Source organism: Staphylococcus sp. Y174-1, assembly GCF_049897865.1.
Taxonomy (GTDB): domain Bacteria; phylum Bacillota; class Bacilli; order Staphylococcales; family Staphylococcaceae; genus Staphylococcus; species Staphylococcus saprophyticus.
On sequence record NZ_JAFCXB010000005.1, the window covers coordinates 1 to 19952 of the forward strand.

The 19952-nt window shown below is 29.7% G+C and carries 23 protein-coding genes and 4 pseudogenes; 12 read left to right on the plus strand and 15 right to left on the minus strand.

Annotated features, from left to right (window positions below; genetic code table 11):
- Nucleotides 1–124: pseudogene (locus ACP7BT_RS11970) on the plus strand (IS6 family transposase); the annotation flags it as partial.
- A 62-nt stretch (nucleotides 125–186) separates the two neighbouring features.
- Here the strand turns inward: ACP7BT_RS11970 and ACP7BT_RS11975 are convergent.
- Nucleotides 187–1182 carry a YeiH family protein gene (locus ACP7BT_RS11975; protein ID WP_002484378.1) on the minus strand — a complete coding sequence of 332 codons (996 nt, stop codon included), beginning with the start codon at nucleotides 1180–1182 and terminating at the stop codon, nucleotides 187–189.
- Nucleotides 1183–1307: 125 nt separating this feature from the next.
- On the opposite strand from ACP7BT_RS11975, the gene ACP7BT_RS11980 reads away from it, so the two are divergent.
- Complete coding sequence (locus ACP7BT_RS11980) at nucleotides 1308–2129, plus strand: LysR family transcriptional regulator (RefSeq protein ID WP_002484379.1); 822 nt, start codon at nucleotides 1308–1310, stop codon at nucleotides 2127–2129.
- A gap of 378 nt (nucleotides 2130–2507) precedes the next feature.
- On the opposite strand, the gene ACP7BT_RS11985 is transcribed toward ACP7BT_RS11980, so the two are convergent.
- The 4 genes from ACP7BT_RS11985 to ACP7BT_RS12000 form a co-directional block, all read right to left on the minus strand.
- Nucleotides 2508–2600 (minus strand): type I toxin-antitoxin system Fst family toxin, encoded by a 93-nt coding sequence (locus ACP7BT_RS11985; RefSeq protein WP_152609413.1) that lies wholly within the window; start codon nucleotides 2598–2600, stop codon nucleotides 2508–2510.
- A gap of 179 nt (nucleotides 2601–2779) precedes the next feature.
- Entirely contained in the window at nucleotides 2780–3268 is a 489-nt protein-coding gene (locus tag ACP7BT_RS11990) for a hypothetical protein (RefSeq protein ID WP_041079819.1), read from the minus strand.
- Nucleotides 3269–3622: 354 nt separating this feature from the next.
- Nucleotides 3623–4816 (minus strand): hypothetical protein, encoded by a 1194-nt coding sequence (locus ACP7BT_RS11995; protein WP_041079820.1) that lies wholly within the window; start codon nucleotides 4814–4816, stop codon nucleotides 3623–3625.
- Nucleotides 4817–5806: 990 nt separating this feature from the next.
- On the minus strand, nucleotides 5807–5986 hold the full coding sequence (locus ACP7BT_RS12000; protein WP_307877664.1) for a helix-turn-helix domain-containing protein: 180 nt from the start codon (nucleotides 5984–5986) through the stop codon (nucleotides 5807–5809).
- 258 nt (nucleotides 5987–6244) lie between these two features.
- On the opposite strand from ACP7BT_RS12000, the gene ACP7BT_RS12005 reads away from it, so the two are divergent.
- Nucleotides 6245–6682: a GNAT family N-acetyltransferase gene (locus ACP7BT_RS12005; RefSeq protein ID WP_041079821.1), complete on the plus strand. Its 438-nt coding sequence runs from the start codon at nucleotides 6245–6247 to the stop codon at nucleotides 6680–6682.
- 453 nt (nucleotides 6683–7135) lie between these two features.
- The gene (locus ACP7BT_RS12010) at nucleotides 7136–7357 is read left to right on the plus strand and encodes a hypothetical protein (protein WP_041079822.1); all 222 of its coding nucleotides are present in this window, start codon (nucleotides 7136–7138) and stop codon (nucleotides 7355–7357) included.
- 300 nt (nucleotides 7358–7657) lie between these two features.
- Here the strand turns inward: ACP7BT_RS12010 and ACP7BT_RS12015 are convergent.
- Nucleotides 7658–7966: pseudogene (locus ACP7BT_RS12015) on the minus strand (protein rep); the annotation flags it as partial.
- 10 nt (nucleotides 7967–7976) lie between these two features.
- Nucleotides 7977–8759: pseudogene (locus ACP7BT_RS12020) on the minus strand (replication initiator protein A); the annotation flags it as partial.
- Nucleotides 8760–9474: 715 nt separating this feature from the next.
- Here ACP7BT_RS12020 and ACP7BT_RS12025 point away from each other — a divergent pair.
- Both ACP7BT_RS12025 and ACP7BT_RS12030 read left to right on the plus strand, forming a co-directional pair.
- Nucleotides 9475–9675 carry a hypothetical protein gene (locus tag ACP7BT_RS12025; protein ID WP_041079823.1) on the plus strand — a complete coding sequence of 67 codons (201 nt, stop codon included), beginning with the start codon at nucleotides 9475–9477 and terminating at the stop codon, nucleotides 9673–9675.
- A gap of 154 nt (nucleotides 9676–9829) precedes the next feature.
- Nucleotides 9830–10213, plus strand: coding sequence for a YxeA family protein (locus tag ACP7BT_RS12030; RefSeq protein WP_041079824.1), 384 nt, complete (start codon nucleotides 9830–9832; stop codon nucleotides 10211–10213).
- A gap of 98 nt (nucleotides 10214–10311) precedes the next feature.
- Here the strand turns inward: ACP7BT_RS12030 and ACP7BT_RS12035 are convergent, their stop codons facing one another.
- The 3 genes from ACP7BT_RS12035 to ACP7BT_RS12045 form a co-directional block, all read right to left on the minus strand.
- Entirely contained in the window at nucleotides 10312–10476 is a 165-nt protein-coding gene (locus tag ACP7BT_RS12035) for a hypothetical protein (RefSeq protein ID WP_100217411.1), read from the minus strand.
- 196 nt (nucleotides 10477–10672) lie between these two features.
- Nucleotides 10673–11086, minus strand: a complete 414-nt coding sequence (locus ACP7BT_RS12040) for a YxeA family protein (RefSeq protein ID WP_041079825.1) — start codon at nucleotides 11084–11086, stop codon at nucleotides 10673–10675.
- A 54-nt stretch (nucleotides 11087–11140) separates the two neighbouring features.
- A complete protein-coding gene (locus ACP7BT_RS12045) occupies nucleotides 11141–11476 on the minus strand; it encodes a DUF4870 domain-containing protein (RefSeq protein ID WP_052463671.1) in 336 nt (111 codons plus the stop codon).
- Nucleotides 11477–11679: 203 nt separating this feature from the next.
- Between ACP7BT_RS12045 and ACP7BT_RS12050 the strand changes: the two are divergent.
- From ACP7BT_RS12050 to ACP7BT_RS12070, 5 genes and pseudogenes are all read left to right on the plus strand, one after another.
- A pseudogene (locus tag ACP7BT_RS12050) lies at nucleotides 11680–12024 on the plus strand (DUF4260 domain-containing protein).
- 40 nt (nucleotides 12025–12064) lie between these two features.
- The gene (locus ACP7BT_RS12055) at nucleotides 12065–12463 is read left to right on the plus strand and encodes a hypothetical protein (protein WP_041079828.1); all 399 of its coding nucleotides are present in this window, start codon (nucleotides 12065–12067) and stop codon (nucleotides 12461–12463) included.
- A gap of 41 nt (nucleotides 12464–12504) precedes the next feature.
- Nucleotides 12505–13119 (plus strand): FMN-binding negative transcriptional regulator, encoded by a 615-nt coding sequence (locus ACP7BT_RS12060; protein ID WP_041079829.1) that lies wholly within the window; start codon nucleotides 12505–12507, stop codon nucleotides 13117–13119.
- A 200-nt stretch (nucleotides 13120–13319) separates the two neighbouring features.
- Complete coding sequence (locus ACP7BT_RS12065) at nucleotides 13320–13508, plus strand: hypothetical protein (protein ID WP_041079830.1); 189 nt, start codon at nucleotides 13320–13322, stop codon at nucleotides 13506–13508.
- Between the two features lie 197 nt (nucleotides 13509–13705).
- Nucleotides 13706–15004: a peptidoglycan recognition protein family protein gene (locus ACP7BT_RS12070; protein ID WP_041079831.1), complete on the plus strand. Its 1299-nt coding sequence runs from the start codon at nucleotides 13706–13708 to the stop codon at nucleotides 15002–15004.
- Between the two features lie 71 nt (nucleotides 15005–15075).
- Here ACP7BT_RS12070 and ACP7BT_RS12075 read toward each other — a convergent pair whose 3' ends face one another.
- The 3 genes from ACP7BT_RS12075 to ACP7BT_RS12085 all read right to left on the minus strand — a co-directional run bounded on the left by ACP7BT_RS12075 (nucleotide 15076) and on the right by ACP7BT_RS12085 (nucleotide 16892).
- Entirely contained in the window at nucleotides 15076–15489 is a 414-nt protein-coding gene (locus ACP7BT_RS12075) for a GNAT family N-acetyltransferase (RefSeq protein WP_041079832.1), read from the minus strand.
- Nucleotides 15490–15513: 24 nt separating this feature from the next.
- A complete protein-coding gene (locus ACP7BT_RS12080) occupies nucleotides 15514–16023 on the minus strand; it encodes a hypothetical protein (protein ID WP_041079833.1) in 510 nt (169 codons plus the stop codon).
- Nucleotides 16024–16481: 458 nt separating this feature from the next.
- Complete coding sequence (locus ACP7BT_RS12085) at nucleotides 16482–16892, minus strand: Lrp/AsnC family transcriptional regulator (RefSeq protein WP_041079834.1); 411 nt, start codon at nucleotides 16890–16892, stop codon at nucleotides 16482–16484.
- 110 nt (nucleotides 16893–17002) lie between these two features.
- Between ACP7BT_RS12085 and ACP7BT_RS12090 the strand changes: the two genes are divergently transcribed.
- Complete coding sequence (locus ACP7BT_RS12090) at nucleotides 17003–17410, plus strand: alkylhydroperoxidase (protein WP_041079835.1); 408 nt, start codon at nucleotides 17003–17005, stop codon at nucleotides 17408–17410.
- Nucleotides 17411–17454: 44 nt separating this feature from the next.
- Here the strand turns inward: ACP7BT_RS12090 and ACP7BT_RS12095 are convergent, their stop codons facing one another.
- Together ACP7BT_RS12095 and ACP7BT_RS12100 are read right to left on the minus strand one after the other, a co-directional pair.
- Nucleotides 17455–18759, minus strand: coding sequence for a TrkH family potassium uptake protein (locus ACP7BT_RS12095; protein ID WP_041079836.1), 1305 nt, complete (start codon nucleotides 18757–18759; stop codon nucleotides 17455–17457).
- Between the two features lie 139 nt (nucleotides 18760–18898).
- Nucleotides 18899–19645 (minus strand): poly-gamma-glutamate hydrolase family protein, encoded by a 747-nt coding sequence (locus ACP7BT_RS12100; RefSeq protein WP_011303947.1) that lies wholly within the window; start codon nucleotides 19643–19645, stop codon nucleotides 18899–18901.
- Nucleotides 19646–19952 lie beyond the last annotated feature (307 nt).

The window sequence follows — 19952 nt, forward strand, 5'->3', positions numbered from 1 at the left end:
TACAGCAAAGAATACTTTAAAAGGTATTGAATGTATTTACGCTCTATATAAAAAGAACCGCAGGTCTCTTCAGATCTACGGATTTTCGCCATGCCACGAAATTAGCATCATGCTAGCAAGTTAAGCGAACACTGACATGATAAATTAGTGGTTAGCTATATTTTTTACTTTGCAACAGAACCTAATCTAACCATAAAAACACTTCGCAACGATAAATGTTACAGTTGATAAACAAATAGATACAATAATGACAACTATTAATGGTTTGAAAGCACGATCTTTTAAGTCTTTAAAGGAAACATTTAATCCTAATGCAACCATTGCCATCAATAAGCATATAGTCGTGACATTATCGATAATTTGCATAACCATGTGTGGCAAGGGCACATAAGTATGGAATAGTGCCATCATGACAAAACCAAGTAAAAAGTAAGGTACATCAATATGTTTTTTTTCGGTCTCGCTATGCGATTTTATTCTCATAATTAGAATTAAAATAATACTCAGAGGTATTAATAAAAACACACGTCCCAGTTTTCCTAACAGTCCAATACTCAAAGCTTCTTGGCCTGAAAAATCCGAAGCAAGAATTACATGTGCAATTTCATGTAAACTTGTGCCTGACCAGACCCCAAATACTTCAGGAGATATTGTAAAAACAGAATATATCACAGTATATGCAAGTGAAAATATAGTGCCAATAAGTGCGACAATCCCGATACTAATCGCAGAATCTTTTTCTCGGGATTTTAATATTGGAGATATTGCTGCAATAGCCGCCGCGCCACATACCCCAGTGCCAATACCTAATAATAGCGTGAGGTGTTTATCCCCTTTAATGTATTTATTTAGTAACAACATTAATCCGATACTAAAAAGGATGACTCCAATATCGATTAATAACAAACCGCTACCTTTTCCAATCACATCATAAATATTTAACTTTAATCCATATAATATAATAGCTAATTTCAGTAACCGTTTAGATGAAAATTCGATGCCTGAACGATATGCTTCAGGGTAACCCTTAAAATGTCTATATAGAATCGCAATCAGTATAGCAATTGTTAAAGCGCCTATCTTATCTAAAAATGGTAGTTTTGAGCCTAATAAACTTATAACTGCGATGATAAATGTGAATAATAAACCATAAATAAATGCTTTACTTTTTAAGGACTTCACTTTTTAACTCCTCCTTTTATCAAAAGTTTAGCACCGCAAAGTTATAATGTGAAATAAATATTAAGTATATTACTCATAACGATTTTGTTATAATAGAGTGACTCAAATGTCAGGAGGCCTAGTTAATGGATTCATTAAAAGTTCTAACTGAAGTAGTTAAAACGCAAAGCTTTACTAAGGCTGCAGAAAATTTATATACTTCACAGCCATCAATAAGTCGTGATATTAAACGATTAGAACTGGAATACGATATAAAAATTTTCGAATTTAGACATTCTAAAATGTCTTTAACGAGTGATGGGGAGAAACTATTTCAATATGCTTTACAGCGTGAACATTTAGAACAAACCTTAAGACACGATTTGAAAATGCAGCCTGATACAATTTCGGGAGATTTAACGGTAGGGAGTAGTTACACGTATGGCGAATATCGATTGTCACAACATCTTACTGATTTAGCAAAAAAATATCCTGAATTATATATTCATGTGCATTTAAATAATTCTGACACAGTATTACAACATATTAAGAATAACATTATCGATTTAGGTATAATCGAAAAAGAGGTTCAAAGCAATATCATATACAGTAGACGTATTGCTCAAGATGAAATAGTATTAATTCGTAAAAAATCATCATATCCAAATAAAGCAATATGCTTTATCAGAGAACGTGGATCAGGTACAAGAGTCTATCAAGAAAATGCGTTATCACAAATGACTTCATCCTCTTATTTAGTAGAAATTAATAACACAAATCTAATTAAAAATATGGTCCATGCTGGTAACGGCTTTTCTATTATTTCTAAATCCACATTAACACCTTATGATTTAGAAAAACTAGAAGTAACAAACTTAGACATCACACGCTATTTCTATTTAGTCATGCATAAAGATAAGTATATTGATACGAAACTTAATGAAGTCATCAAAAATTTGGTTTCATAAATTTTGTTTTTTGTATTATTTATTCTAAATTTAATGGACGTTCCAATGACAATCTGTTTTATAAATGGCTAAATTTCTTTTTAGAGCGCATCCAAGAAAATATAAGCATCTAACTACATTTTTAAAATCTAATACTCAAAAAATAAATATAAAGTATAAACTCTCAATATATAACATTCATAATTTATCCTTTAAATTCTTGACAATTACGTCGAAAATATTAAAACGATACCTTGTAACTAATATCGTACATATGACTTTGCATTCCTCTACACTATGATGTTATAATACAATTAACGAATAGAAAGTCCATAGATATACACCGAGCCCCAACCTATTGCCGTAGGTTGGGGCTCTTTATGTGATATGGATAGTCGCCTATTTATTGTGCTGATTTAGCCAATAGGTAAAGCAAGCTACAATACATCCAGTTATCACAGGTGCAATAACCGTTACGAATAAAAAGTCCACAGATGCTCACCTCCTTCCATAGTAATTTCGCCTATGGAAGTTAAGGCGACTCCATTATTATACCATCTGTATCTTTTGAAGAATATGCACTTCCGATAAGTTATACTATGTAAAAATTCAATCTTACATTCTAGGATGGTCCTCACTTTATGCCTAATTTTAAGTACGTTTAGTATATTCTATATTTTATTTCTATTAATAAATTTTAATATTTTCATTCTGGCATTTTGCTTATTATATTTCTTCTCATTATCTTCTAATATTGATTCTATTAGTTGAATATATATTTTTCTAACGTTGCTTTTATTTTCTTGAGATACTTTTATACGTTGTGATTCGATAAAATCCCCTTTATATATTCCAAGTTTTTTAGCTTTTTCTGAAATATCACCAAACACATTTTTACTACGCATTGTATATTGTAATTGTTCTTTTCGACTTTCAATCAAACTTAGTTTATTCAGTCTTTCCTGAGTATCACCAGGGCGTTTAGGGACTAAATCAAAAACATTATTCAATTCTTTTATTTTCTTTTGTTCTGCATCATTTAAATCAATCATTTCGACAATATGGTACAAATCAGTCAATACCTTTTCATACATAGTAAGCTGTTTCTTACTAGATTCCTTTAAAAGCGTAAATAAATCAACAATTGCCAATGCCTTCATAAGATTTTCTCATAAGTCACTCTCATTAAGATTCAACAAATCGATATCTTTTAGATTATCCATAGATAAGTCATCCAAGTTAATTTTACTACTATAATTTTCATTTAAATTTTTAAGCATATCCGAAAATCTTTCATTAACCTCCAAGATATATCACTCCCACAACTAAATAAATTCCTTTAAATATTATTAAAGTTATTACTTCTCAAATAGATCAATAGATTAGTCTTTAATTTCCGGTCGTAAATCTAATTTTTCAGTTGTCTTCATTATTTTGTCTATATCTATATTATGAATTCGATTAATAATATGTGTTCGATCTTTATATCCATAATGCTCTACTCTATCAAGAACTCATTGTATTAAAAGTTTCACAGGTTCTTCAGGATAATAACTATTCCCCAAATATCGTTTAATTTCTTTTTCTGAATAATGGATAAAATTTTTCTTAGCAGTCAATCCTTCTAAGGAATAAAATAATAATTGTCTAGCTTTATTAAATTCATACCACTTGATAAAGAACTCTTTTGTAAATTGGAATGCTTTTTTTATACCAATTTCCTTTTGTGTCTTATTATCTAAATAGTAAAACATATAAGAATAACAATACTTAGGTATTAGTAGCATACTTTCTCTATCTGAGAAAAAATATAATTCAGATAACTCATTCAAATCATGAACTTCAGTATTATAAAGTATAAATTCCGCAACAGTTTGTGAATTCATATTATTCATTATTCTTAATGATCTATAAGATATTAAATCAATATTAATACTCAAACAGTCACATATTTTGGCAACACTTTCAATTTTAGGATTCTTGTTATTCATTTCCCATTGTAAATATTTATTACCTGGAACTGTTGTATACTTTTCAATATCTTGAATCTCTATGTTTTGTTGATTTCTATATTTACTTAGCAGCTGTAAACCTATTCTATTTTCATCATAATAGTCGTAATAATCATCTTCAAAAAGCTGCCTAATTTCACCTAACGACCCTTCAATGTTATGAATTAAATCCATCATATTAATAGGTTCTCTTTTATCATTAAAGTATGTGTGACCTGCTTGATCTTCCTCTAAAGTTATTGGTATTTCCCATTTACTTTTATGCTCAAATGAACTAAATAACTTTAACTTTTCTAAAAATTTTTCAGCTCTATAAATAATTGTATCGATACTTTCTTTACTTATATCTCTATATAAATAATCATAATACTCACGCATTATAAAATCATATTTCGGTAAAGAAACCCACTCATTACTTCGTACCAAATCAAAATATGGAATTATATCAGATAAATTTTGAAACGTCTTGGATATTCCCTTACTATGACCATGAAAATATTCCTCAATATTGAAATTAATGTTCTCAATCTCTTCTTTATTATAAGATTCCCATCCTTTGGATAGAAACTCTGAAATCGTAATATTAAAAAATGCGGCAAGATCATCAATGATATAAAAAGTAAATTCTTCCTGACCAGTTTCTAAACGCTCTATTTTCTTTTTTGAGTAATTAGTGAAAACGCTTTTTCTATTCAATGTCTTAGATAACTCTTTTTCGTTAGATTTCTATATTTTCTTTCTAAGTAAAGTTTCTTTCCTAAATCCATTTGAATACCTCCTATTATAGAAGAGTATAACTTAAATTTTTATAAAAATAAAATATTATATAAAAATCATGTTTTGACAACACGGTTTTACTAGATGACCTCTCATTCTCAAAAAATTTGATTACATTCTTTATATTTGAAAGGATCTTAAATCAGACTTTGTAAAACTCTTAATCAAAGCTTTTTATGATCTTAAAATATTCCTAAATTTAAGGAGTATTGGGAGTATTTTCTGTAAATCAGAGCAAAATTAAATACTCTATTATTTTATGAAAGGCTCTATAGAAGGATTTTAAATACTCTCTACTTAAGAAATGGTGGTACTAAATGAAAATATGGGAGTATCATTTTTGGATAAAGTATTTGCCCTTTTATAAAAACTTCTAAATCGTTTAAACATTGGCACATCAATGTTTAAAGTACTCCATTAATACACTTAAATAAAGTGAGTCATAAGTTCGAAACTCCAGCTATGCTGGATAACACCCTAGGTGGTACCGTTTCTCCTTATGCTCATTTCTCATAAAATTTTTAGAGAGTATAAAATAGAGGATATGTCTCAATAAAGAGTGTTTTTGAATTTGAATAACAACAATCTAAACATGTAACTTATTAAATAACAGGTGTGGTAACTCTTAAATCTTAGCGTAAAAATAACGTTTTCAATCTGATTTTAGCTACACCTAATCAAAAGATTTTTATAAGACTTCTAATCCTTTATGCTTTCCAAAATCGATTTCTTTTTCTTCGTAACGCCCTCCCTTTTTTTATAAAAATCATGAATTTTTTTCTTTAATTGATTTTTCTTTTTCCACTACTACCATCTCCAAATCTTCAATAATTTAATATCCTAAACGAATATAAACTATTATTTATTCTAGTTTAACTTTGTAGCTTTACATTCTTTTATATTATTTGATTATACAAATGAAATACGCAACTCTTTTCGTGTTACATCAGCAAGTAACCTCAGAAAAGACATTGTTGGAAGTACGTCTCCATTTTCAATAATTTCAATAATTGTTCGAGGTATGCTTAGTTTTTGAGCAAGTTGTATTTGTGACCATCCAATATTTTTCCTTAAATTAACAATAGCTATTGCTCAGTCTAATTTTTCTCCTTGCTCGTTGTATAACTTTTTTAATGTTGAATCGTTATTTATATCTGCTTGAATTAATTTAGAAATTAATTCCAATTAAGATCACTCCTTTTATCAATTATAATTAGACAAGAACGTTATTTCTATATAGTATCAAGACAAGAAGAAACTCGTTTTTAACTCGTTTCTAAAACCACAAAAAAACAGTAATAACAGAAAATATATATAATCAAAATACAATCAAAAAGGGGGATGTATATGAAATTTAGAAATATTCAAAATGAAGACTATACTGTTTGTGCTAAAAATTTAGTTTCAGCTTATGAGGGAGCTCCATGGTATAACAAATGGACTGAAAAAGAAGCATTACTTAGAATTGAAGCCACAATGAGCGGATTTAATTCTAAAGGATATGTAATCGAAGAAAATAATAAAGTAATCGCAATGTGTATCGGCAGAATAGATTATTATTTCAGTGGCATGAACCAATTTTGTATAGATGAATTTCATGTTATACCTGAATTTCAAAAAAATGGCGTAGGTAAAAAATTAATGAATTCTGTCTCTAATTCACTCAAACTTGATAAAATATATAAAATTTTTCTAATTACAGGTGGAGAACTAGCAGAAAATTTTTATAAAAAAAACGGCTTCATGAAATCAGAAGAAGGAAGCATGTTGGAACTCCAACTGTAGAATTATGACTAAAAATTAAAAAGTTGCTTTATTCCAATTGCTTTATTGACGTTGAGCCTCGGAACCCTTAACAATCCCAAAACTTGTCGAATGGTCGGCTTAATAGCTCACGCTATGCCGACATTCGTCTGCAAGTTTAGTTAAGGGTTCTTCTCAACATCAATAAATTTTCTCGGCATAAATGCGTGTTCTTTCTTTGTCTACTCGGTAGACCTAGTAGACCCGATTATTATTGCTAGTAGCTTTTTATTTTATATATCCAAGGGCGCACTTACATACCAAAATGGTATCGTGCTTAATTCAAAAATACGTGTGATATTCCAATACACTTTTAAATAAGTATATTTATAAACTTATTTAAAAGTGTACTTACAAATAGATTTTCTCGGCATAAATGCATGTTTACTGTAAAATTGATACTGATACAAATAAAAAATAAAAGGATAGTTGCAAATGGAAAATACATATATTAAAACACTAGAAACTTTAAAAGGTAAATGTAATTTAATAACAAATTCTGAATCTCTTTCAGACTTAAAAGACAGTGATATATTTTGGACTGACGCAATGTTATCTATGTTAGAAAATATGAAAAAAGAACAAGTAACAGTTGAAGAAGGAATTGCCTATTTAGAGAATATTATTCAAAAAAGTGGAAGTAATTATAAAAATTAAAAGTACAAAAATAAAATACCTTTATTTTGGATTTTAAGGGGGTATTTTGAAGATTAAAGGGTTATTTATATAGATTTATACCTAAAAGCTTATATACCTTCTTAAAACACAAATATGAGCTAAATAAATATATACTATTTTTAAAAACAAAAATTTGAGCAAAACCAGTGACTGATTTTTTTAGACACTGCCCAGTTACATGCAAATTTAAAAATTAACATGAAAATTGGGCAACCATGCCGGTTGAACGCTATAGTTCCCGCAGGGGTAAAAAGACATATAAAAACGCTAGCTTTTAAGCTAACGTTTCAAATCTTTTAAGTAATAATTTTGTTTTTCAAAATTCCAAATTGCCGTAATTGAATGTGCTTTTTCTTCTTCATCTGTTGTTTTATCTTCGTCACTTGTATTAATCAAATTTCCATCTTCGGCATCGTCTAAATTTAAAATTTTATGTTTTTGTTTAAGCAATCCACCATAACTCAACATACGTTTTCGGTATAAATCTTTTTCCAAGTCATTCACGATTTCTTGATTTCTTTCATCATCATCAGTTAAAAAATCAGATGACTTAACCGAATATTTAGAGGTTTCTTTGATTGCTATAAGATTATCTGAATTATTGGTTAAAGATATTATGTTGTTTCATGTTTTGACGACGCATATTAAGTGCGTGTATTTCTTCAAGTTCAGCTTTAATCGATTGCATCAAATAACCCTGCATAGCTTCAATCGTTTCATTTTTCTGTAGCAGCATCGCTTTAAAACGTTTCAACACACTTACAATTTCAAATTCAACATCTTCTAAACGATAATAGGTATCATGTGCATTATTAAATGATTTTTTTCCTTTGAGTAATACACTTTTAATAATTCGGATTTCTCTAATTTCAAATTTATTTAAATAATCTTGAAGTTGTTGTGGCAATTCTTCGAGAACTTGGAATTTAAGTGCATCATTATTAAATTCAGTTTGTTGATGATTTGTATGATTCGAATGATTGTGGTTTGTTGAATTGTTATATGTATCATTCATATCATGCGTATCATTATTCTCAGTCTCTATATAATCAGTGTTATTTAAATCAGTATCATTAGACTGTGAATTTGGAAGTTCCTTGGTACGACTGGCTTCAATATCATAATTTGGTTTTAATAAATATAATCTATTGGGTTTATTAAGGCCTACACGTTCTTGAGTTAGTAAATTAAAATTTACTAATTCTTTTTTCAATTTTATGATTTTTTGTTCTGCATAACCTAAGTACTCGCACAAATGTTTATTACTGAAAATAAAGTAAATGTTATTATTTTTATCTACCCATTCATTTTGGATGGATAATTCAAAACGATCTTTTAATAATGCATACATAATTTTGGCTTCTGCTGACATTTTAAAAAATTAATAGATGATGAATGGAGTTCGAGTATGTTTTATCCTGATACAATCATGCTAATCCTAACAATAATGGCATTATTATTTATATTGTATTGGTTTTCGGTTTAATACTTGATAAATCAGTTATTTATCTGTTTATTGCACTTTTCATTCATTCAATCCTTTTATTTAATATACGTTATTTTTGGAAAGGTCAATCTTTTGGAGATGCTTTTACATATTCTTTTGATTTTCTTACCATAATTGTAGTAATCATATTTGTTATCTATAAAATCAATAAAGGAAAAACTAATGAATAATTGGAAGAATATTAGTTGATTTTAAATATAGAAAATAATCAAAGGGGGCGTTTTGCAGTGAAATATAGAGTAATGAGTGGACTTAAAGATGGACTTTTTGTATTTATTGGTGTTGTACTCATTGCACTTTTCTTTAATTATACAGGGATACAATTTGGTCATAATAGGCTTTGAGGTAGTTTGGGCAATTTAAATGTGATTAATATATTTGAAGATAAATCATTAAATGGATTACTTATTTTAGGCGTAATATTAGGAATGATTGCCTTTATATTAGGGTTTGCTTCTCCAAAAATAATAAGTCTAAAGAATTTAAAGAGGAATAACAATTTCAAATAATGTTTATTTAACGAGCGTTGTAATTGATATTATAATTTACACGTAAAAATCGTGACTGATAAAAAGGTGAGGTGCTTTTTATGCCAAAATCACAACAATATTTATTGGGATTAACGTTGATCCTCTTTGTATTTAATATCATCATTCCTGTTGTGGGCGCAATGTTTAATGTAGATGCATTAGATTTTAGATCAATGTTAATCAAATGCACACAAGGGTTGTTTATCTTAGTTTTTGTAATTTTTACTTATAGACAAATTAAGCGTAAAGGCTTTAAATAATATTAAATTAGCCTGCTATCTTGCTATTAGATAGTGGGTTTTTTCTATAGATGACAACTTTGTCATATGATTTAGGATATATGTCATGTATATCAAACGAAACAGTATGCAATGAAGTGTTATGATTTCATTACATACAAAAGGAGGGTAAGTCATGAAAATCATATATACGATATTGTCGATCATTATAGTAATCTTTTTGGCGTTATTGGGGTGGAAATTTTACGCCGAATCACATACGGACAGTCAAAATGTCAGAGATTTAGCTGATTTTAATCCTTTAATTAAATCTGAAAAGTATTATGTTGAAACAAGTGCACCTAAAAGTGCTAAAGATTTAGGAGAAGGTACGCTTTATAAATATCAAGCAAAAGCATATGACGAAGATGGAAAAGAGAAAAATCTGGAATATACGGCTACTAAAAAATTAAAACAAGAGCGCTATTTAGAAATAAAATATAAAGTAGGAGAAGTGAAGAGTTTCGAGGAAGTCAGCTTCTCTGATATACCGAAAAAAGCGAGAGCACAACTGAAATAATTATATTGAATTAGAAACATAGGCTTCTATCAATTGAGTATAATAACCCTGTAGCTATTTAGCTATAGGGTTATTATTTACTTGTATATAGACATAAACTACTGTCTTTTCGTTTCGCTATATAAAATACCTACACCACAGCCGCTACTACCCAATTGATAATCAAATTGAACGATTTCAATATATGGATTTTCTTGTAAAAAATCATTCACCTTTTTGTTTAATCCCTTTTCAGTCATTGTATTAAAACAAATAAATTTCATAGTAAATCAGTCCTTTTCTAATTACTTTTGAATCTTTTCGTACAATGTCACTTTTAATCAATTGAAAGTATATGGCATTTTTTACTTATATTATAGTATACCCAGTAGAAAACAAAATTTAGCAACTTTATCTATTAATAAAATGAGGCTATCAATCATATCAAACCCAAGTAAGATTGATAACCTCATTCTATTATTACTGTTGCATTTCTAATTTTTTTAATGGCTTATGAGGGATTTTATCTTTAGATACTTCATTGTATGATTTCGCTTCTCCTAAGAATAAAGAAACTTTTAAATAAGCTCCTTTTTTTAGTTTCTTCATTCCATTAAAAGTAACTGTATGAGCTACTCCATCTTTATCGAAACCATCAGTCATATAAGTATATGCTCCGATTTGATTTTTACCATTTTTCTTAAGTGGATCACTTACTTGTACATAATAGTCCGTTTCTCTAATCAAAGGATTGAATTGAGCAGCCTCTCGTATATTAGTATTATGATAATTGCGTTCTGCATAAATTTTCCAAGCAAATAAAGCAAGGAAGATGAATGCAATGATAACAATGACTGTAGTGATCATAATGATGAATTTTTTAGAACGGGTCATAATAGAAACTCCTCTGAAATTCATTTTTGATATGTTTATTTGGATGCTTTGTAATTATTTTGATAAAAGCTTGATACCTCGAATTAAATTAAAGATAAATAGCATAACGACGATAATTGCAAAATGTAAACCTAGAGTGATAGAGGTATAGGAAATCGTCATAGGGTTATCAAAGGGTTTCTCATAGACTTCTTTAGAAAATATAAAAACGATACTACTTAAAAAATAAAAAATTGCCACACCTATATGGTTTAATAGTGCCTTTTTGGCATGTGTGGTTACTGGTTTTTGAGTGAATATCCAAACAATTATAGGAAATAAGATTGGCGCAAAAAATACACTAAAATAATTTAATGATGAAAGTACGTTTTGATTGTTATCATGATCCAAGATATTTCACCTCCGATAAAACAAGTAAAACACAAAAAAATAATGTAATAAACAATACATTGCTCAAGTGACAACATTGTAAGTCATATATAAATTTTATGTAAATTTATTAAAGATTATACATAGTTGTATATCTTTAGTTGTTGCCATAAACTATAATTATAAATTGATACGTATCAGTTTTTATGATTAGGAGATGTTACATGCGCAATTTAATAAAAGTGGAAAATGTCTTTGTTTTAATTCTAGTCATTAGTTTATATTTTATGTTTGATTTTTCTTTTTGGCTCTTTTTAATATTTTTATTAGCGCCAGATTTAACTGCCATTGGCTATGTATTTAATAAACGGATAGGTAGCACGGTCTATAATGTTGGACTTACGTATGTGTTGCCAAGTTTAGTAACGATATTATATTTATTGTTAAAATAACCCATATTACTCCAAATTGCGCTTATTTGGTTCGCGCATATAAGTATGGATCGGACGCTTGGTTATGGATTAAAGTACGCTTCAGATTTTAAAATAGCGACTATACAACAGCTTTGAAAATTCGTTTTCAATAATAAAAGATGGAGGCATAAGACATATGTTAGATAATCAATTATTAAAAACACAAATTGAAAATTTCTACCAAGATATCCTGATTAATTTGGATACTGAAAAAATAGAACATTATTTTGCAGCTGAGTATATCCAAGAAACAGAGCATGATACGTTAAATTTAACGGAATTTAAGTTGCATCTTCAAAAATTAAAAGAAGTGGTAAAGACTTTAACAATAGAGCAATTTAAAGATATGTTGATAGACGAACAACAACAAACTATATTTTTAAGATATGATGTTAGGGTAGAGAAAAAAGATAGTTCGAAAGGCAATATTGAAGTCTATGCGATATTTAAATTTAATGAGTCTGGTAAAGTCACTTCATGTCGTGAGTTGACTAAAGCATATCACCATGATGTACAAGGCTTAGCCAGTATATAAATTTTGCATTATTGTATTTACTGATTAAAGGGGTGGGAATGATGTATATTCCTAAATATTATGAAATGAAAGATTATGAGGAAATTAAACGTTTTATCAATGCGTATAATTTTGCGACAGTCGTTTCGATTGATGGGGAGCAACCTGTTGCCACGCATGTGCCAGTGAATATTTATGAGGATGATAAGCAGCTGTATGTTTCTGGACATCTGGCAAAAGGTAATCAGCAATGGCGAACATTGAATAACAATAAGTCAATCTTAGTCATTTTCCAAGGACCACATGGCTATGTCTCATCTACATGGTATGAAAATGAAGATGTCCCAACTTGGGATTATCAAAGTGTTCATATTTATGGAGAAGGACAGTTATTAACGCATGAAGCGCTTGAGGCAGATTTAGCAAAACTATTAGATCAATACCAGGGACATCGAGAAGATGGTGCAACTTGGAATAATTTGTTGGATAATACCAAACAGCAAATCAAGGGTATTGTTGGTTTCAAAATTAAAGTGAATGACATACAAGCTGCATATAAATTAAGTCAGAATAAATCTGAAAAAGATTACACAACGATTGTGGAACATTTAGCTGAAAGTGATGACGAATCTGAGCAACAACTGGCAGATGTTATAAAAGACCATAGACAATCTTAAAAGAAAGATGATCTAATGCTAAGTGAATTCTAGAATTTCGTTTCTGATTGTTATGAAAGGGGTATTTTAATACAAAGACTACGCGCAGACTAACCTTTATACGATGAAATTCATTATGCTTTTAAGTTAATAAGTTCATGAATGCTTAATTATAAACACTTGCGTTTGAATTTATATTGATCATATTAGGGGTGATGAACATGGCTACGTTTGTATTAATCTTCCACTTGATTTGTTTAGTGCTTGTAATAGTAGCAGGTATTGTGGCATTAAAAGAATTTAGGAAACAGCCTAAAAGTCGTAATCAAAAAAGAATTGATGCATTGCTCGTATTTGTATTAGTCATTGCATTAATCGCAATATTATCTAGTGTGTTCACTGATATATAATGAAGCCACCATCTTTGAAGATGGTGGTTTTTAATTTTCAAAATAAATTTATAGTGAAATCACCAAAAATAATAAGTAGTATAAAATAACAAAAATTTTTGTGAATGTTTGAATAATATTATAAAATAAAAATATAGGTGTTTGAATATACAGTGGCACTTCTAATATGGCTATGGTCAAAACAAAGGAGATATTTTATGAAATATAGGTTGAGTTTGTCAGTAGTATTGGCAACGAGTTTAATTTTAAGTACAACAGTCGCACAAGCGCAAGAAGGCAATCATAAGCAAACAACAGAAAAAAATGAAAAAGAGAATACAAGTAAACCGATTAATTTTGAAAAAGCTCAAAAGATGAGCCCACAAGCGCTGAAGGACCAATTAACACCAGAAGATTTAAAATTACATAATAAAGTAGCAGAACATAATACTGTTGAAGCACGTACGTTTGCGAATAGAGCATACCAAGACGTCAATACATATATTGCAAATAATAATATAAAGCCAGCCCAAATCGTCCAAGATGCTAGAATGAATAATTTACCTAAATATAATTATAAGTCTGGAAAATTTATAGGCGTAGTTATTCATGAAACGGCCAATCCAAGCAGTACGATTGATGGTGAAGTGAACTACATGTACAACAATTACAATAGTGCGTTCGTGCATGCCTATGCAAGCAGTGATAAAATTATTCAAACTGCGCCGAGTAACTATTTAGCATGGGGTGCTGGTGCAAATGCCAATCCGTATTTTTATCAAATTGAATTAACACGATCTAATACGTTTGATGGTTTTGCTAAATCTGTTAATAATCAGGCATACTTAGCTGCAAAAATGTTAAAAGAAAATGGTTTAACACCGTCACTTGCAGATAATAATCAAGGAACAGGCACAATTATTAGTCACAATGCCATCAGCCAATATTGGGGCGGCACAGATCACTCTGATCCAGTTGGTTATTTTAGTCAATGGGGATACAATATGAATCAGTTTTACAGTTTAGTTCAAAAACATTATAAAGTACTCTCGGGTGGGAACAATGACGCTATTACAGGTGCGACTTATAAAGTGGTTAAAGGCGATACATTGTATAGTATTTCTAAAAGAAGCGGTGTAACGATTGATAATATTAAAAAATGGAATAACTTGAAGAGTAATTCCTTATCAGTTGGTCAGACATTAAAGTTGAAAGCACCAAGTAATAATGGCGACATATCCGGCGATACTCATACAGTTGTCACTGGTGACACGTTATATAATATTTCAAAAAGAAGTGGCGTCAGTGTAGATAATATTAAAAAGTGGAATAATCTTAAATCTGATAGCATTAGTAAAGGTCAAACACTGTATTTAGTTAAAACATATACCGTAAAAAAAGGTGATACATTATACAGTATTGCTAAAAATCAAAAGACTACTGTAGATAAAATTAAAGCAGATAACAAATTGAATTCCAATAGTATTAAAGTCGGTCAAATACTGAAAATGAAATAGATTAATAAAGACACTTCATTTAATTGTTAAATTACAATAGTGAAGTGTCTCTTTTAATTTATATAAAGATCTTAAAGCGTATGTCTAAATAGCATAAATGCAACAGTATGATATTTATCATTTGAAAATAAACCGTATTTTTCATAAAAATGTCTTGTTTTATCAGTGTTATCCGTTAAAAGAACAACTTGCATCACATTTTGATATTTATTCAATATAGTAGTTAAAAGTTGACTACCTAGTCCTTTATTTTGAAATGGTTTTAATATCAGTATGTCTTGAATATAAATTATAGAAACACCATCACCCACGGTTCGAATAAGCCCGATAAGCGTTTCATTTTCCCATAGTGAAAGTACATGTAAGGAATTAATGATAGCTTCCTTTAGTTTGGTTGGATTAGTAGTATAGTTAGACCATCCAACATCATTATATAAATTAACTAATTGATTTAACGGTATGTTTGAATCTGTTGAAAAGTGCATAAGATTGTCACTCCTGTTTCGATATTAGTTCATTTCATTATTCATAATTTCTGAAACTTTGTCATTGTACTCTTCTTGAGGCAATCCCTCGAAGTCTTTTTGTTTTGTTAAATCTTGGATTTGTTGTTGTGCTTCCTCAGACATGCGATCTGTTGAAAAATCAGTCGCTGGCATACTATTTAAGTCGATTTGTTGTTTAGTTTGAGTAGGTTGTTGCACTTGATTATCTTCTGCAGTATCTGGTGTTACATTGGATGGAATTTCATTACTTGGTTCTTCTGTTGACACAGCTACTTCATTTTGTTCATTTTGTGTTGATGCAGGTTCTGAAGAAGGTTGCTCATCACTATTAGCATCTTCTGTTTTAGATTGGTTATTTGGTTGATCTTTATTTTCAATTTTTTTATTACTTTTTGTTTTTTGTGATTTATCTGAATGGCTTTCTTTCGTATTTTTCGAATGTTTTTCTTCAGAATGACTACATGCTGCTAAGACCAAAAAACAAGATAATAATAAAAATAGTAATTTTTTCATTTGAGATTCTCCTTAGTATAAGTAATTATTAATATTGTACTATATTTATTTGTGAATAAGATGGAAAATGTGACAAAATGTAAATATATTAAAAGAATTAGGTGATGCAAATGAAGTATTTTAATAATTTTTATTGCTTATTGTATATAGCATCGATAATTTGTATAACTATTATGGTATACGTATATTTTGGTTTTTCAGCATATAAGGGATATGGATTAATATTCTATATCATTTTTATATTGATAAGCATATCGGTAGGTATCATGAATAGAAAATACAATTTGAGTAAAGATTCAAAAAAGAGAAAATAGAGGAACTTGATTAGACTGAAGGTAAGATTTAGATATAAATTAAAAATGCTTGTTTTGTAAAAAATCCAAGCATAAGAACTACTAATTTTCATTAAATGAATCAGTAGTTCTAAAAATAGTAGCTGAAAGAAGGAACGTTTGATATCAAACCGTTTCTGAAAATATAAAATGTGTTTTTGTATGGCCATATTTTTGCAAAATATCTATAAACGTTTCTACATCTTGCATGGTTTTAAATCTTGCTTTAAATAAAAAGCAGCTATCTCCTGATATACGATAACAAAATGCGACGTGGCTCTGTTCTGCAATAAAGGTTTTGAAATCTTTATATAAATTGTTTTTAATAACGATTTCAATGATGATATCTATATCATAGCCTAAAGCACTGTAATCAATATCAATGGTATAGTTCTTTATAATTCCTGAATCTTTTAATTTATTAATGCGTTCACGAACAGCGGGGATGGAAAGATTTGTAATTTCACTAATATCGCTTAATGATCTGCTACTATCTTCATTTAAACTTTGTAAGATTTTTCTATTTGTTAAGTCCATTTATAAAAACTCCTTAAATAATAAAGCATTTAACTATTTTTACTTAAAAAATAGCATTTTAATATAGTTAATAATGCCATAAAATAATGGATAATCAAGGAGTGATTATAATGGCATTAATTCAATTATCGGAAAATGGTACTACGCCTTTTCAAAAGTTGCTTGGATATAACAAAGATATCATGTTAAGTTGGAGTAATTTAAGTGAATCTCTAGAAACAGATAACCAACTGTCTAGCGATTTAAAAGAAGAAATAAGAAGCATGCTTGCTCAAAATCACGGATGCGCGTATTGTAAAGCAAAAGGGCAACCATCGGGAAAATTTACTGATGAAAAATCTATGATATGTCTTGGTTTTGTTGATGTTTATATGAAATTAGGAACGGAGATTCCTGATTATATTTTACAGACTTTAAACGACCATTTGACTGAAGCAGAAATGAGTGAACTTATTGCTTTTATAACGTTTACAACATGTCAGCAATATTTCGGCGCAATAATGAAGCTAGAGGTATAAATTAAAAACAAGCACATGTCCAATTGAATTGGATATGTGCTTGTTTATAACTGTACATTGTCTTTTGCATAATGGAATAATTGTTTCTTTTCACCAATAAATAATTGCACAAAAGTGAGGATGCCAATTTTACCAATAAGCATCGTTACAATAATAATGATTTTAGTTACAGTACCATAGTCAGTTGTGAAATTCATGCTTAACCCTACAGTGCCGAACGCTGAAATCACTTCAAATAATACGGTCGTATAGGATGTATGTGGATTTAGCACACTCACAATAAACGATATACTTAATACAAAGATAGTTGCTAAAAGCGTGATGGTAACAGCAATTTTAAGTGTACGTTCAGGTATAGATTTTTTAAATATAGCTGGATGGCTCTCGTTTCTTAATGTACTTTTTATAAATAATAGCGTCAGTACTAAGCTGGTTATTTTGATACCACCAGCAGAACTGATGGGTGCACCACCGATAAACATAAATAACATCATCATCATTGATGTAGGTGTGGAAATTTGTCCGATATCAACGGTATTAAATCCAGCAGTACGTGTTGTGACGGATTGAAAAAATGAAGCTCCAATTTTTTCAATCAAAGATAAATGATTTAATGTGGATGGATATTCTAAAATGAAAAACGAAATGCTACCGACGATGATTAATATGAAAGTTGTACTCAAAACGATTTTGGAATGTAATTTAAGTTTAGTTAATTTTTGTGTTGTTACTAAATCAAGAAATACAAGTGGACCTATGCCACCCATAATAATTAATAAGGGCACGGTTATAGTGATAATAGGGTCGTTAACCGTACTGATTAGGTTATCTTTGAAAAGTGCAAAACCAGCATTATTAAAAGCAGACACAGAAGTGAATATACTTAAAAACACCCCTTGTCCTAAGCCATACTTTGGAATAAAGGATAACGCAATACATAACGCACCTACAAGTTCAGTTACCAAACTATACAAAACAAATTGTAAGATTAAGCGGATTATGCCCCCAGGCGTATCAATGTTCCACATTGCCATGACGAGGTAGCGACTTTTATTACTAATTCGCTTATTGATTAATATAAAGGTTAAAAGTGTCACAGTGACGATCCCTAATCCACCGATTTGTATGAGTGACATGATAATCGTATCGCCCAACCAATTGAATTGGGTAGAGACATCTATAGTAGCTAACCCAGTTACCGTAAATGCACTAGCAGCTATAAAAAAGGCGTCCACAAAATCAATAGGATGTTTACCTGTGATTGGCAAATATAATAGTAACGCGCCAATCAGTGTTGTTGTAATAAAAAGTAATAGGTAAAAGTATAAAGGCTTAGTTAATTGTTTCATGATTCATTTCCTTTACTATTTTAATCAATTGTATTTTATACCTATACTTTAAAAAAGCAAGTAAATTTTTTAGAAAACTTTTTGAATTTAAAAAACCAGAATCGTCATATAGTTTTAACGATTCTGGTTAAGTTGCCTATTAATTTTTATTTGTTTGTTCCTTAATACCTTTTGTTACAGCTTCAGCAAAATCGTATATTGATTGTTTATAATCATTGGGATTTTCACGTGTTTTTCTATCGAGACGCCCATGATCAAAAAAAGATTTACGATACTGAGTTGAGATTTCTAATTGAACGCCCGAGCCCGTATCATTTTTATTGATGATATTTTTACTGGAATCTCCATTAACATAGTTGGGGCTCTTCTCAACATTAAATCCTTCTTTTTCGAGTTCTTTAGTAATTGATTTGGCCATAGCTTTATCTTTACCACCGATATAGACAACTTTCTTCTGTTCTTGTATACCGTGTATCGAAATCGATTCATTTGATTGATTCGTTAATTTAATTAGTTTGGGGTCATCAAAACGGGTTGAGGTAATATGTAATTTTTGATTATTTGATTTCATTAAACCTTCAAAACTATATAAATTATAATCACCTTTTTTAGAAATAAGTTTAGCTAATTCTGAAGTGCCAGGCTCAATGCCTCCTCCATGAATCGCTGTAACGAGTATATCTTTGTTATTTGTTGTTTTGGCATTTGTTTGCCAATCACGATGTTCTTTAGTATCTGATTTAAGTTCAGTGAAATTTTTATAATGATCTTGATTTTGTGGTTGGTCATTTTTCCAAACATATAAGAAATAAAGTGTCGCCAGAATAATTCCCACAATAATCAACATGATTAAATAATATAAATAAGAATGGAATGCGTTTTTCATAATACTCCCTTGTTAAGTATGAGCCTGAGACAGAAATAGATGTCACAGGCTCTTTTTCATTTAGGCAGTAGATGACTGAATTGAAAATGTAAAGGCTCACTGATTAATTCATTAAGTTAGTGAGACTTATGCATGAGCTTTAGCTCAGGTAAACATTTCAATCCTAGTCATCCTTGCCGGGGTGGGACTACGAAATCTCTATTAGAAAATTTGATTTCTGTCCCACTCCCAGAAATCAAACATTAATCGTGTCATATATTTATTACAATCTTGTTACTTTGGTAATAAAGTGATGAATGATAGACAG